14 protein-coding genes are annotated in these 13,550 nt (G+C 64.8%); 7 read left to right on the forward strand and 7 right to left on the reverse strand.

Annotated elements, in window-relative coordinates:
* Positions 1 to 141: 141 nt before the first annotated feature.
* The 3 genes from AAGI46_10050 to AAGI46_10060 all read right to left on the reverse strand — a co-directional run bounded on the left by AAGI46_10050 (position 142) and on the right by AAGI46_10060 (position 3,183).
* The gene (locus AAGI46_10050; GenBank protein MEM1012546.1) at positions 142 to 1,170 is read right to left on the reverse strand and encodes a diguanylate cyclase; all 1,029 of its coding nucleotides are present in this window, start codon (positions 1,168 to 1,170) and stop codon (positions 142 to 144) included.
* A gap of 105 nt (positions 1,171 to 1,275) precedes the next feature.
* Positions 1,276 to 1,782 carry a response regulator gene (locus tag AAGI46_10055; GenBank protein ID MEM1012547.1) on the reverse strand — a complete coding sequence of 169 codons (507 nt, stop codon included), beginning with the start codon at positions 1,780 to 1,782 and terminating at the stop codon, positions 1,276 to 1,278.
* Between the two features lie 24 nt (positions 1,783 to 1,806).
* On the reverse strand, positions 1,807 to 3,183 hold the full coding sequence (locus tag AAGI46_10060) for a HAMP domain-containing sensor histidine kinase (protein ID MEM1012548.1): 1,377 nt from the start codon (positions 3,181 to 3,183) through the stop codon (positions 1,807 to 1,809).
* A gap of 68 nt (positions 3,184 to 3,251) precedes the next feature.
* Between AAGI46_10060 and AAGI46_10065 the strand changes: the two genes are divergently transcribed.
* Positions 3,252 to 4,331, forward strand: coding sequence for a diacylglycerol kinase family protein (locus AAGI46_10065; GenBank protein MEM1012549.1), 1,080 nt, complete (start codon positions 3,252 to 3,254; stop codon positions 4,329 to 4,331).
* 21 nt (positions 4,332 to 4,352) lie between these two features.
* Here the strand turns inward: AAGI46_10065 and AAGI46_10070 are convergent, their stop codons facing one another.
* Positions 4,353 to 4,940 carry a hypothetical protein gene (locus AAGI46_10070; protein ID MEM1012550.1) on the reverse strand — a complete coding sequence of 196 codons (588 nt, stop codon included), beginning with the start codon at positions 4,938 to 4,940 and terminating at the stop codon, positions 4,353 to 4,355.
* Between the two features lie 561 nt (positions 4,941 to 5,501).
* On the opposite strand from AAGI46_10070, the gene AAGI46_10075 reads away from it, so the two are divergent.
* Complete coding sequence (locus tag AAGI46_10075) at positions 5,502 to 5,879, forward strand: PilZ domain-containing protein (GenBank protein ID MEM1012551.1); 378 nt, start codon at positions 5,502 to 5,504, stop codon at positions 5,877 to 5,879.
* A 109-nt stretch (positions 5,880 to 5,988) separates the two neighbouring features.
* Here AAGI46_10075 and AAGI46_10080 read toward each other — a convergent pair whose 3' ends face one another.
* The gene (locus AAGI46_10080) at positions 5,989 to 7,095 is read right to left on the reverse strand and encodes a P-loop NTPase (GenBank protein ID MEM1012552.1); all 1,107 of its coding nucleotides are present in this window, start codon (positions 7,093 to 7,095) and stop codon (positions 5,989 to 5,991) included.
* Positions 7,096 to 7,169: 74 nt separating this feature from the next.
* Here AAGI46_10080 and AAGI46_10085 point away from each other — a divergent pair, with 74 nt between their 5' ends.
* Complete coding sequence (locus tag AAGI46_10085) at positions 7,170 to 8,558, forward strand: phospholipase D-like domain-containing protein (protein ID MEM1012553.1); 1,389 nt, start codon at positions 7,170 to 7,172, stop codon at positions 8,556 to 8,558.
* 66 nt (positions 8,559 to 8,624) lie between these two features.
* On the forward strand, positions 8,625 to 8,945 hold the full coding sequence (locus AAGI46_10090; GenBank protein ID MEM1012554.1) for a hypothetical protein: 321 nt from the start codon (positions 8,625 to 8,627) through the stop codon (positions 8,943 to 8,945).
* Positions 8,946 to 9,004: 59 nt separating this feature from the next.
* Here the strand turns inward: AAGI46_10090 and AAGI46_10095 are convergent, their stop codons facing one another.
* Complete coding sequence (locus tag AAGI46_10095; GenBank protein ID MEM1012555.1) at positions 9,005 to 9,406, reverse strand: DUF4145 domain-containing protein; 402 nt, start codon at positions 9,404 to 9,406, stop codon at positions 9,005 to 9,007.
* Positions 9,403 to 9,846 (reverse strand): hypothetical protein, encoded by a 444-nt coding sequence (locus AAGI46_10100; GenBank protein MEM1012556.1) that lies wholly within the window; start codon positions 9,844 to 9,846, stop codon positions 9,403 to 9,405. The genes AAGI46_10095 and AAGI46_10100 overlap by 4 nt, the downstream gene beginning before the upstream one ends.
* A gap of 40 nt (positions 9,847 to 9,886) precedes the next feature.
* Between AAGI46_10100 and AAGI46_10105 the strand changes: the two genes are divergently transcribed.
* From AAGI46_10105 to AAGI46_10115, 3 genes are all read left to right on the forward strand, one after another.
* A complete protein-coding gene (locus AAGI46_10105) occupies positions 9,887 to 10,636 on the forward strand; it encodes an LON peptidase substrate-binding domain-containing protein (GenBank protein ID MEM1012557.1) in 750 nt (249 codons plus the stop codon).
* Positions 10,637 to 10,672: 36 nt separating this feature from the next.
* Positions 10,673 to 11,890, forward strand: a complete 1,218-nt coding sequence (gene dinB / locus AAGI46_10110) for a DNA polymerase IV (protein ID MEM1012558.1) — start codon at positions 10,673 to 10,675, stop codon at positions 11,888 to 11,890.
* 103 nt (positions 11,891 to 11,993) lie between these two features.
* A partial coding sequence (locus tag AAGI46_10115; protein ID MEM1012559.1) for an ABC transporter ATP-binding protein occupies positions 11,994 to 13,550 on the forward strand: 1,557 nt, incomplete at its 3' end.

Genomic DNA, 13,550 nt, shown 5'->3' on the forward strand with positions numbered 1-13,550 from the left:
CCCCCCCCCCACGGCTTCGAGTGGGTGGAAGGAACGATTCGTCCACCGAGAGCCTCGTCACCGGCATCGCGACGGGGCACCGAGCGCAGACGACACCGAGTCACCGACGCGAGCGCATCGCTCACTCTGAACTCGACCTCGCTACGCAGCTGCGCAGATGCGAGCCCGGCCCGCTTCTTTAGCGTCGTAGAGCGCCCGGTCGCAGGCTTCCATGAGCGATTCGAGGCTCGCTGGGATCGGGTGGCAGGTTTGCAGTTCGGCGACGCCGATACTCATCGTCTTGCGCTCGCCGTTGGGTAGCAACGCGGCGCTCGCATTGGCATAGTCGTCCGCGATGCGTTTCGCGGCTTGAGTCGCGAAGGCGGCTTCCGTCTGGGGCAGCAGCAGAATGAACTCGTCGCCGCCATAACGACAGGCGGCGTCCATCTGCCGGAGATTCGCCTGAATCGCGCGGGCGGCCGTCTTGATCAGGTCATCGCCGACGGCATGGCCGTGGGTGTCGTTGACCTGTTTGAACTTGTCGAGGTCGATCATCACGAGCGACAACGCAGTCGACTTGCGTGTTGCCTCCGCGAACAGCTGATTCCCGATGCGTTCGAAGCTGCGACGGTTGTAGCAGCCCGTCATCGCATCGAGGCTCGCCTCCCGCTCGGCGAGCTCTCGGGCGGATCGCTCGTCGGCGAGGTCGGTCGTCAGCCGTTGGGCTTGGTCTCGCAAGGTCGTCTCACGACGATGCCTCGCCACGGCCGTCTCGCCGGCGGCGAGGTTCTTGGCGATCGTCAGGGGCATCGTCTCGAGATACGCCCCAGCCTTGACGACGTAGTCGCACGCCCCGCCACGAATCGCACGACTTGCCGTGGCGGTGTCGTTCTGGCCGGTGAGCATCATGACCGGCAGCTCTGGAGCACGCTGCTGCAGGCTGTCGAGAATGTCCAGGCCGTTGCCATCAGGAAGGTTCACATCGCACAGCGCAAGCGCGTAGGGCGTGAGGTCGGCCACCTCATCGACTTCCTTGCAGGAGCCACAGATGTCGACCAGTCCTTCGCCAAACGCCTCTTCGAGTGTCTCGCCGATGAGCAGCTGCTGGTCGGGATCGTCCTCGATAAGGAGCAGCCGCTGGGCCGTGCTTGAGGTCGGTTTTGCGTTGCCGTTCGTGTCGGAGCTGTCCACCGTGTCCCCTTCCTGCGTCAACTCGGACGTACAATTCGCGTCGTCGTTTTGCGAACAAACGCTTGGAAATCTGGCGTTGTTGTCGAGTGCGTCCGTCATCCGAATTCAGGCAGCGTTGGGGATTGGGGAAGTCGTCTCTTTCTGCGGGCGGACGTGAAGCCAGTAGTCGGTGCTTTGCAGAACCGTCTCGATCAAACTGTCGGCATCTGCGGGCTTGACCTGAAACGCGTCGGCCTCGCATCCGGCGTCGCGGCCTTGCTGGGCGACGTCCTGCAGGCCACTCAGGATGACGACCGGGATGTTCCGTGTCCGCGGGTTTTCCTTGAGCCGCTTGACCGCTTCGAGCCCGCCCATGCCAGGCATTTCGACGTCCATGTAGATCAGGGACGGGAGCGGATCGCACGAGTCAAGAAAGGTCAGCGCCTCCTCGCCAGAGCCGCACTCGCTGATCGTCGGTGACGCTTCCTCATCACGGTGCTCTTCGGCGAGCTCAATGGCGTCGCGAATCAGGATGCGCAGGTCCACGTCATCGTCCACCACCAGAATGTGCGGATCCAGCCGACGCCCGGAGGCGGCAGTGAGCTGGCGGAGGCTGGGACCTGGCGCGGACACGACTGCAGTAAAAACTCAAGAACTTCAGGCAGCCAACGGCTTGGAGCTGTGCGGCTCAACCGCAAGGGTTGGTCGGGGCGGATCGTCGTGGACGGCATCTTCGTCGGCGACAAGGGTGCCCTCGTCTGGCTGCGGCGTCGTGGTCTTGGCTCCGATGTACGCGTTGCCGATGGTGAACCGGAACGTCGTCCCGCCTCGCACGCCAGGCTCACAACGAATGGCTCCGTCGTAGGTCTCGATGATCGCCTTCACGCCCGCCAGCCCGACGCCCTTGCCCGCGACGCCCTGGTGATTCGATCCTCGGCGGAAGGCGTAGAAGACGCGTGCTGCATCCTCGGCGCTGATGCCAATCCCCGTGTCACTCACGGCAATCTCGATGCCGTCGTCGACAGGTTTGCTGCTGACTCGGATCACGCGTTCCGGGCCGTCGCCCATGTACTTGATCGCGTTGTCGAACAGGTTTTGGAAGACCTGCCGAATGCGATTCTTTTCGACGTGAATCGTCGGCAGGTTCGACTCAAGCGCGAGCTCGATGTTCTTGTCGCGAAGGTCCTGCTCGAACACGCCGCGAAGCGACCAGACGAGGTCGTTGAGTCGGACGTTCTCGAACTCACCGCGAATGGAACGGATTCGGCTGAGTTCCAGAACCTCGCCGATGAGCTCGGATTCTGCCTCGACGTTGGTGCGGATGCGTTCGAGCCGCTGCTTGGCATCGTCTGTGAGCGTCTCGCCGTGCTTGCGGAGAATGCTGGCCGCCATGCCGTCGATGTTGCGTAGTGGCGCGTTGAGGTCGTGGCTGACGGCGCGGAGGAAGTCGCTCTTTTCTGCGATTTCTTCGCGAAGTCGCTTGGATGTGCCTTCCGCCTCACGCGTGCGCTCTGCGACAAGTCGTTCGAGGTTCAGATTCGTTTCAAGCAGCCGGGCCGTGGCATCGTCGGCGAGTTGCTTTTGCTCGCGCAAGCGGACGACCATGTTGTTGAACGTCTCGGCCAGCTCCGCTAGCGCTTCGCCGCGGAACTGGATATCGACAGTCTCGAATCTTCCAGCCGCAACGCCACGGCTGGCGACCGTGAGTTTTCGCAGCGGCAGGAACGCCCTGGAGACGAGCACGTAGACCAGCGGCAGCAGAATCGCCAGCGACGCGAATGCGACCCCGAAGATCTCGCGAAGCACCTGGGCCTTCGTCGCGGGAATCGCTTCGACGTCGTTCGTGGTGGCGAGCGACATGAAGGCCTGGCTCGTGTGTTCGGCCACGATCACCGACGTGATCAGCACGACTGCGATCACCAGGCAGCTCAGGCTGAGCAGCAGGCGATCCTGAACGCCGAAGAGCACGAGGCGGCGCTTGCGACGCGGCGTTGGCGTTTGCGGTTCGGATGGTGGCTTCGCGTCGGGTCGCATCGCTGGAAGGCTGCATCGACCGACGACCGGCGCGACTTAAGGCGACGCCTCAGCAGAAAGCTGCAACCATGACCGACGTGTCCTCGGCCGACGAGTCTGCAATCGAACGGATCGAGGCCAGACGGGTCTGGGTCATCGTCAACCCACGAGCAGGTCGCGGCCTGGCGGCGACGGTGGCCAGGACCATCGTTTCGGACCTTCGCCGTTCCGGCGTTGCGACGAGCCTGACGCAGACGCATCCCGCAGAGACCGTTTCTCCTTCGGGTGACCACGACGCCGTCCTCGTCATCGGTGGCGACGGCACCGTCCGTGCGGCAGTCGAGCGGCTTCTGCAACTCGGCATGGTCCCGCCGATCCTGCCCGTGCCGATGGGCACTGCCAACCTGCTCGGTCGACACCTCGGGCTTCGTCGCACGCTCTGGAACGTCGCGATGGACGGCGTTCGCGAGTCGGCGTCGAGGATCGTCGGCTCCGGGAGACTCGGCCGACGCGTCATGCGGATCGGTCGACGCACGCTGCTGCCGGGTCCGCGACGGCTGGCTAAGACGATTTCGCATGACGCTTGTCGGGCCCTGTCTCGCGGAATGGTCCGACGGCTCGACATCGGCCGCGTCGAGGGTCGCGGCCCATTCCTGTTGATGGCCAGCGTCGGGTTCGACGCGCAGGTCGTCGCAGAGCTCGATCGCCGACGATCACGCTCCCCTGGGCCGATTGGGCTGACCAGCTACGCCCTGCCCGCCGCGTCTGCTCTGCTGTCGCGCGATGTGCCGGCGATCACGGTCACGGTCGATGGCCAACGGGTTTTCGGACCGGCTCCAGCGATCGCGATGGTCGCAAACATGCCGGAGTACGGCGCAGGGTTTCCAATTGCCCCGGACGCGATATCGGACGACGGCCTGCTTGACGTGGTTTGCCTGCCGTGCGATGGCCCGATGGACGTCGTCAAGTGGTTCACGCTCGCGGCGATCGGCAGGCACGTTGATGCGGACGGCGTTGTCCGGGCCAAGGGGAGCGAGGTGACCATCGCGTCGAATGCGGAAGACACGCCCGTTCAGATCGACGGCGATCCGGGCGGTGTGCTACCCATCACAACGCGCGTAGAAAAGCACTCGGTGCCGTTCGTGTTGCTCCATCCGGACGGTAACTAAGCCCCGCTGATCCACGACGGTTCAGATCCACTTGTCGCGGATTTCGCGAATCTGGGCCCACTCTTCTTCGCGGTAGACCGGCGGGCAGGTGCCGCAGTTCGGGCAGACGCTGTCGAAAAAGGTCTCAGCATCTTCCGCGACGTCGTCAGCAGTTTGGCCCATGGCGAGGCGCGCTTCGAATCGCTCGTTGACCTCCATCGACAGCCGAAGTGCTTCCCGCCCGGTGTACTTGCGGACGTGGTTGGCCAGCTGCTTGTACCAACGCTTCGTCGGCTCGTCGGCATGCTCTGGCGGTTGGCAGTGCCGTTTGAGCGCGTGGCGAAAGCACTTGAGCTTCTCAGCCCAGGGCTTGTCCGGATCGCGCACGCCCAGCGTGACGTACTGCCCGACCTTGGCCGCCTCGTGCGTCAGGTCGTCGCATTTCTGCGAGGCTTCCTGAGCGACGCGAAGATACAGCTTCTCATCGAGGCCGATCTTCGGCATGCGCGGCAGCGTCGGATCGGCGATGACACGCTTCGCGAATGCGGTCTCGTTCGCGTCATGGGATAGATCGAGCGAACCCGTCGGCTTTTGAGCCTGCGGCTGGGCGGATGCATCGGCAACGGCCATCACAACTCCTTGAAGGAGGAACAAATCAACCGCCTGCGAGACACCACCCGCGGCGGCATCGGCCCAGCACTCTCAGGGCCGATCTCGGCAGAACACAACACGTCTGCTCTGAAACTGTACCTCATTTCGGTCTCGACACCAACCGAGTTGATGCAACACGAAGGCTCGATAATCCGACACGGCTCAAGAAAATCTCGCCGGCCGGTTGGCCCTCTGGCTCCTGCAGCCGATACCATGCACTGACGGAGGCTTTGTCGTCTCTGTCGCACGTTCCCATCACGGGTGTGACGGGCCTGCACGCTTCGGCGTGTCGGCGGGATGGATCAGCCATCCCGGTGACGCGAACGGGCGAGGCAGCTCTTCCCCGCGGGAGGAAAATGCAGCAGCGGCAGCGACTGGCACGCGAAGTGCCAAAGTCGCTGAAGCTCACAACCCTTTTCGACGGCAACCGCCCGTCCTGGCCTGCAAGAGAACATTCGTTTCCAATCGCAGTCTTCCGTTCAGCAGTCGAGCGACGCCAACGCTTCAACAGGCGTCCCGATCCGTTCCAAGTAGTTTCACATGTCGCGAGTCAAGCGAGTTAGTCGGTTATCCAACCAGGTCGCCCCGGCCGTCACCCTCGATCGGGACCGCCGCCGCGAGCGCCGCGGACCGGTGCGTCGGTCGGCCAAGGTCGAAGTCACCAGCGGCCTGTTCGGCGGGGAGCAGTTCGACGTCGTCATCCGCGACGCCAGCCTCGCCGGGAGTGCGTTCTACCTCAAGGAGTCTCTGCCCGTCGGCACGAAGCTCCGACTCACCGAGATCATCGACGAGCGCCCCCACCGCGCCTTCGTTGGCGAAGTCACCCGCACCCGCCCCATCAGCAACGGCCGCCATGAAATGAACGTCCGCTACGCCGAACGCACGGACGTGCCGGAAGTGTTCAAGGTGCTGGGCTGAACTCGGCAACGAGCCGCAACCGTCAGGGAGCGGGCTCAGCGAAGCTGATTTGTGAGTTCGACATCGCCTCCGGCGATTCCGCTCCATCGCGGTCGCGGCTCGTTCTCTGTCATGAGATCGACAGCTCCGGCGCTTGGTCGTTCATCACGCGCTTGGCGACCTCGCCCGCGACGCGGCCGGCGAGGGTTTCGAGGGCCTCCTTGAGGCGCGGGTCTCCTTCGAAGTTGGCGTGCGGTCGGCCGGTGTCACCGTGGACGCGCAGCTCGGGGAACATTGGGATTTCCGCCAGAACCGGCAGATCCATCGCCTGGCCCATCTTGCGGACGCCGCCCCGGCCGAAGATGTCGTGTTCCTGGCCGTCCGGGCCGGCGAAGTAGCTCATGTTTTCGACGAGGCCCAGCACTGGGCAGCCGAGCTGCTCGAACATCTTGGCCGCACGCGTTGCGTCGTCGATCGCCACCTGCTGCGGCGTCGCGACGATGATCGCGCCTGTCAGCGGCAGAATCTGACACAGCGTCAGCGGTACGTCGCCCGTTCCCGGCGGCAGGTCGATGACGAGGTAGTCCAGCTCGGGCCACTTCGTGTTGTCGAGAATGAGCTGCTTGAACGCACCGTGTGCCATCGGGCCACGCCACATGAGCGGTTTGTCCTGCTCGACGAGTGAGCCGATCGTCACGCCGTGGATGCCGTGGACGTGGTGCGGGAGGATCCGCTTCTTGTCCGCGTCGACCTTCGGCACGACGCCACGCACGCCCAGCATCGTCGGCATCGACGGACCGTAGATGTCGCCGTCCATCAGGCCGACGGTGGCGCCGGTGCGTTGCAGGCCGACGGCGAGGTTGACGGCGACGGTGCTCTTGCCCACGCCGCCCTTCCCGGCACCGACGGCGATGATGTTCTTGACCTGCGGCAGCGGTGGCTCGGTGAAGCCCTCTTGCTGAGGCGAGCCCCCCTTCGCCCGGCCGCCACGTGTGTCGGCCGAGAGTTCCAACTTCACGTCGCTTGCGCCGGCGTTCTTCAGGGCTGTCGTGACGCGGTTCTCGATTTCGTCCTTCATCGGGCACGCGGGCGTCGTGAGCTCGACATTGACGTCCACGACGCCGGTCTCGTCGACATCGCAGCGTTTGACCATGCCGAGGCTGACGATGTCCTTGAACAGCTCAGGGTCTTCGACGCCACGCAGGGCGTTCATGGCTTCGTCGCGCGTGATGGGCATGGCAACGGCACGGTATGTGGCAACGAGTCGCGGCGCTTCACAACCGACGCAACGCCGACGAAACTCTCAGGAACGTGCTTCGCGATCACGTCCAGGATCTGCTCCAACGCGTGCCGCTCCTGCCGGAGTCGGAGGCCCGGTTGCGTCTGGCCCGGGCCGGCTGGACGCAGCAGGAGCACGACGCGGCCGGTCGCGGATTGAACATCCAGCCCGGCGAGGAGGACGACGGTTGGCGATCGCCTGACCCCGTGACCCTGCGCGACGGAACTCGCCTGCAGCTTTTCAAGGATGGCGAGGCCGCCAAGGCGGCATTTCGGGCAATCGAAGACGCGCAGCACCGCATTCTGCTCGAGGTGTACATCTGGCCTGGCGACGAGACTGGGCGGCGATTCAGCGAACTGCTGGCCCAGCGTGCGTCGGAAGGCGTGCGCGTGTTCGTCATCTACGACGGCTTCGGCTGTCTGCTCACGAGCCGATCCATCTTCGACACGATGAGCCGGGCTGGGGCAAATGTGGTCGAGTTCCACCCGCTGAATCCGTGGCGGACCCGTTGGGGTTGGCGGCCGGCGAACCGGGATCATCGCAAGCTGCTGGTCGTCGACGACGACGTCGCGGGCATCGGCGGGTTGAACATCGGCAACCGCTACGCCGGCCGGTGGGTCGCGCCCGAAGCCGAGGTCGATCCCGAGACGATGTGGCGGGACGCGGGCGTCGGCATCGTCGGCCCGTCTGCCGGAATGTTCGCCGAGGCGTTCGCGAACACGTGGCGATACACGGTCCGCCGCGGCCCGATCAGGCGGACTCTGTTTTCGCGTCACCTGGACCTCGCCAAGCCGGCCAAGGGCACACGTCTTGGCAAGAGCCGCGAGATCAGCACGCCCGAGCCGGACGAAGGTCCGACGGGTGTGCTGAAGCATGGCCGCGACCTTGGCTGCCTGGCATCGGCACCGACCCTCTCGTCGCCGCTAAGGCCGTTTCTGCAGCAGATGATCTCGCAGGCGCGGCAGAGCATTCTGCTGACAGTGGCCTATTTCGCCCCGGACGATGCCCTGCTGGAAGCCCTGTCTGCCGCGGCGGCGCGGGGCGTGAAGGTCCGCCTGATGCTGGCCGGTCGCAGCGACGTCAAGCTGCTCGTTCTTGCCGGCCGGTCGTTCTACAAGCGTCTGCTCGACGCCGGCTGTGAGATCTGGGAGCGGCAGCACGCCATGCTCCACCAGAAGAGCATCGTTGTCGACGGCGAGCTGGTGGTTTTGGGCAGCACGAACCTCGACTACCGATCGATCGAGTTCAATCTGGAGCTGTCGGCCGTCGTCCGCAGCGAGGCCTTTGCCGGGCATGTGGCTTCGATGTTCGGTCACGATCGCGAGTTCGCCCGGAAGATCCACGCGTCCAGCTGGCGACGCCGGCCGTTTCGGGACAAGGCGATCCAGTGGCTCGTGAGCCGCCTGCGATACACGCTGTGACCTGCCAGAGCCTTGCCGCGGCACGATCCGGCGCTAGAGTGCCGGCCCGCTATTCAGGACCGACTCATGGCTGCCGACACTGCAACTCCGCTCGCTGCCCGTCCGGGCAAGACTTTCGATGTCACGATCACCAAGGCCTTGGGTCGTGAGTCCGCCCGCAAGACCGTCGAGCGGCTGTTCATGTCGGATCCCGAGTTCCGGGCCCCGATCGACGCCCGCGTCAAAAATCACAAGGACCGCCCCAAGCGTCGCGGCGGACGCATCTACACGAAGTACACCCGCAAGGTCCATCCCGACCTGCCCGTCGGTGCGTCGGCCAAGATTTCGGCGACCACGCAGCACGCCCGCGACCTGGCGAGCGTCGCGTCGTTTGTCGAAGTCAAGTAGCAGACGTCCCGACCCAAGCCGATTGAGATAGCTGCGACTCTGCGGGTCGCAGTGTTCGTTTATCCAAACGACCACTCCAGCTCGACGCCGCTGGAGACCATCATCCAGATGGCGATCCCCATCCCGATCGCGATCAGCGCCGCGATAACGCCCACAACAAGAAACGTGGTCCGCCACGAGTCGCGATGCCCAGGACCCGCGACGTCGTCGATGTCGCGTTCGATCTGATCGCAAGCCAAAACGAATCGCTTGCGATCGTCGAGCTTGCGGACGTCCATATCGTGGACGAGTTTGTTTCGAACCGTCGCCACGAAGCGGAGCTTCCGGACCGTGTCTGCCGGGAGACGCCGCTCGACGCTGCTGGTGAGTTCGTGCAGGCCCTTGCCCTGGGCGGCCAGGCCGTCGCGGAGACGGCGTTCGAGGCGCTTGGAGCGAGAGACAGCCAGTTCCAGATCGCTCACCGGCTGCCGAGCTCGAGAATCGTGAGCTGGTTAGGCCAGCGGAGCAGAATCTCGACGCGGTCCTTGTGCTCTTCCCACCTGCCGCCGTACGGCTGGATGGTGCCCTTGATGCGGACCGTACTGCCGGTCAGGACGCTGGCGATGTCGCCGCCGAAGCCGCGATCGAACTGGCCGCGTGTCGACTCGAAGCTGGCGAGCCCGAAATCCTTGGCCGCGACGCCCTCGAAGCGGACGTGCATGACCTTGCCGCTGTCGCTCCACTTCGCCTCGGCCACCCTGCCCGTGACGACGACCTCTTGCCCGAGGTGCTCGCGCAGCTGACTGATGTCACGCGCCTCGATCACCGGTGCCGCCTGCAAAGGCTTGGGCAGTTCCGCCGCGGCTGAGCTCGCGATGAGTGACACCGCAACGAGGACAAGAGTGAGCAGACTTCGCATCATGTTGAACGCACGTTAGGTCGTTTCGGGCATAGCGTTGCTCATGTCCTCTGACAGCGACTCCTTCGACGGAGACGCAGACGGGCACGAGTTCGAAGGCGGCGAACGGATCGACGCGGTCCCGTTGTTCCCGCTGCCGGGTGTCGTGCTTCTGCCGGGGGCGATCCTTCCGTTGCACGTGTTCGAGCGGCGATACCGCCAAATGACGCGACACGCGGTCGAGCCCGGCTACGACGGCCGACGCCTGATTGGCATCTGCCGGGTCAAGGGCGAGCCCGACCCGATGAGCGAGGTGACGCCGATCTACGACGTCGCCTGCGTCGCCCGCATCATCGACCATCAACGTCTGCCCGACGGCCGATTCAACGTGCTGGTCCAGGGCACGGCCCGCGTGCAACTCGACGATGAGGCCGAGCTGTTCGAAGAGGTTTATCCCGGCGAGCCGCTGATGTACCGGCGGGCCGATCTGGAGGTGCTGTCGTGCAAGGGCGCGTTCGAGATCGACCTGGGCGACGCCCGCGAGCGGATGCTCAGCATCTGCCGCCGTCCGCCGATCCTGGGCACACCGGTCGCGGGACAGCTCGAAAAGCTCTTCACCAGCCCGTTGCCGACGACGCGTTTGGCGGACGTGTTGGCTTTCGACCTTCTCGACGATGCGGACGTGAAGCAGGAGCTACTCGAAGACCTCGACGACCGCCACCGCACCGAACGCATCGCCGCCCTCCTCGACGAGCAGTTCCCCGAGCCCGACTCGATCAAGAAGCTCGGGGATCGATTTAAGGTGGACGAGTGAGGGAAGTCAGAAAGCTTGAAGGAGGAAGCTTGAAGCTTGAAGCTTGAAGGACCAGAATCGGAGTCTTCGGGCTTCAAGCTTCCTCCTTCAAGCTTTCCGGCCCGAAGCGTCCTTCACGTCGACATGGACGCTTTCTTCGCGTCGGTGGAGCAGCGGGATGATCCGTCGTTACGGGGCAGGCCGACGCTCGTCGCGGGGCGACCGCCGAGGGGTGTGGTACAGGCAGCGTCATACGAGGCGCGGGCGTATGGGTGCCGGAGTGCAATGCCGACGGGCGAGGCGGTTCGGCTGTGTCCGCACGAGCGGATCGTCCGAGGCAACTTTGCCAAGTACCGAGAGGCGAGCGGGCGGGTCTTTGCGATTCTGCGGGAGTTCACGCCGCTGGTGCAGACGCTGAGCATCGATGAGGCCTTCCTCGACGTCACCGGCAGCCAACGGCTCTTCGGCGACGGTGAGACTATCGCTCGCGAAATTCGACGCCGCGTCCTTGAGACGACCGGCCTGACGTGTAGCGTCGGCGTTGCGCCCAACAAGTTCCTGGCAAAGCTCGTCGGCGGACTAAAGAAGCCCGACGCACTGTTCGTCGTCACGCCCAATCAGGTGCTCGACCTCATCGGACCACTTGCGATCGAAGAGATGTGGGGCGTCGGTCCGGCCGCGGCACGGCGGCTTAGGCGATTCGGCGTCAAGACGTTTGCCGACCTCCGCGAGCTGCCAGACAATTTCTTCGTCGACCATCACTTCGGCCTGCGGCTCAAGCAGCTCGCGTTCGGCATCGATGAACGCCCCGTCGTCCCAGAACGCGAGGCCAAAAGCATCGGCCACGAGCACACATTCGGCGAAGACGCCACCGACTGCGACGCCCTTCGCGACGAGCTGCTCGCCCAGGTCGAACACGTCGCGAGCCGGTTGCGCCGGGCCGGACGGACGGCACGGTCCGTCACGCTCAAGCTGCGTCATGGGCAGACCTATCGCGAGTTCGAGACCTTCACCCGTCGCACGACGTTGCCCGACCCGACGGATCGGACCAGGCCGCTCTGGGAAGCCGCCCGTGACCTGTTCGACGCCTGGGCGCAGACAAGCTTTCGCCCAGTACGACTGATGGGCGTGCAGCTGGCAGACCTGCACGATGCGGGTGCCGAGTCGCAGTTGGACCTGTTCGATCGAGCCGACACCACGCTCGACAAGACCCTCGACCACGTGCGCGACCGCTTTGGCTCGGGAGCGATCGGCATGGGGCTCCGGCAGCGATGAGGCGCCCAGTTCGTCATCCTGAGCGAGCGCAGAACAAGGCGAGGTCCCTCGGCTTCGCTCGGGATGACGGAGGTGGTGGTTGACCCGCTCCTACGCTGTTCCCGTGACTGTTGCTGAACCCGCGGGTGCTGTTTCCCGCACGTCGAACGGAGAGAACGCGAACGGGCTGTCGGACGAGACGTCGATCCGCTTTCGCCGATCCAGCGGACGGCGGTACCGCAAGTACCGCCAGACCGCCCGTGAGCTGGATAAGGCCAGCAAAGAGAAGGACGTTTCCGACGACGAGCTACGCGAGCGGCTGGACGAAGCACGCCGTCAAGGTTCACGCGAAGGCGTCATTGTCAGCCGCCGACGCAGCGGCAAACGCAACCGCGGCTTTGGCCAGCTTCTCAGTGCGTTCTGGCAGCTGCTTGGAAACCAGCGGACACGCGTTGTTGCGGCACTCGTCGTGAGCGCCGCAGGCACGCTGTTCGCCCTCGCTCCGCTCTACGCGCCCAAGCTCGTCATCGATTACGTGATGATCGGCGGCGTCGACACGCGACCGGGCTGGTTGACCGGTTTTCTGACGTCCGTCGGCCTCAGTGCCGACAGCCGGCTCGGCCTGCTCTACTGGGTCGTCGGCGTCAGCATGGCTCTGGCGATGGTGACGCTGGTCATCACGCTCTGGAGCCGGTGGCAGGCGACGCTCGCGAGCAAGCAGACGAGCGTTGCGGCTCGGCGCGTCGCCTTCGATCACGCTGTGCGGCTGCCGCTGCATCGCGTACACGACATCAAGTCGGGGGGCGTGGCGAGCATCCTGCGAGATGATGCTGGCAACGTCGGCGAACTCGTCTTCAGCTTGCTCTACAACCCGATGAAGGCGGTTGTACAACTGGTCGGCTCGCTGGTCATTCTGGCCCTGATTCGTTGGGAGCTTCTGCTCGGGGCGTTGCTCGTGCTGCCGGTCGTTTGGATGACGCACCGAACGTGGATCAATCGCATCCGCCCGCTGTGGCGGGACATTCGCTCCACGCGGCAGGTGACTGATGCCCATGCCACCGAGGCCTTTGGCGGGATGCGTGTTGTCCGCACGTTCAACCGCCAGCGCGGCGAGGCCGTGAGCTTCGCAGCGAACAACCACCTCATGGCGCGGCAGGAGCTCTACACGTGGTGGTGGATGCGCGGCATCGACGCGGCCTGGCAGGTCATCATCCCTTTAGCAACTGCTGGACTGCTGCTCTTTGGCGGCATCCTCGGCACGCGACTCGGCGACGACGGCACACCTCGCCTCACCCCGGGCGACCTCACCGCTTTTCTGGCGTACCTGCTGGGCCTGCTTCAGCCGATCGCCATGCTGGCCACCAGCGCGACGGGTTTGCAGAACCAGCTTGCCGGGCTCGATCGCACGCTCGACCTCCTCGACGAGTCGCCCGAGTTCGGCAAGTCCACGGAAGACAAGCCCAGTGTCCGCAAGGCGGACGTCGCAGGTCGTATCACGCTGAACGACGTCGGCTACGCCTACCCACTGCAGTCCGGCGACCTCGGCGACGACGAAGTGCACCTCGGCGAGCCGGTGTTGTCCGGCGTCTCGCTCGACGTGCCGCCCGGCACCACCGTCGCGCTCGTCGGCCCGAGTGGTGCGGGCAAGACGACGCTGTGCAACCTGATCGCACGTTTCTTC

The sequence above is a fragment of the Planctomycetota bacterium genome, from assembly GCA_038746835.1.
GTDB lineage: Bacteria > Planctomycetota > Phycisphaerae > Tepidisphaerales > Tepidisphaeraceae > JBCDKH01.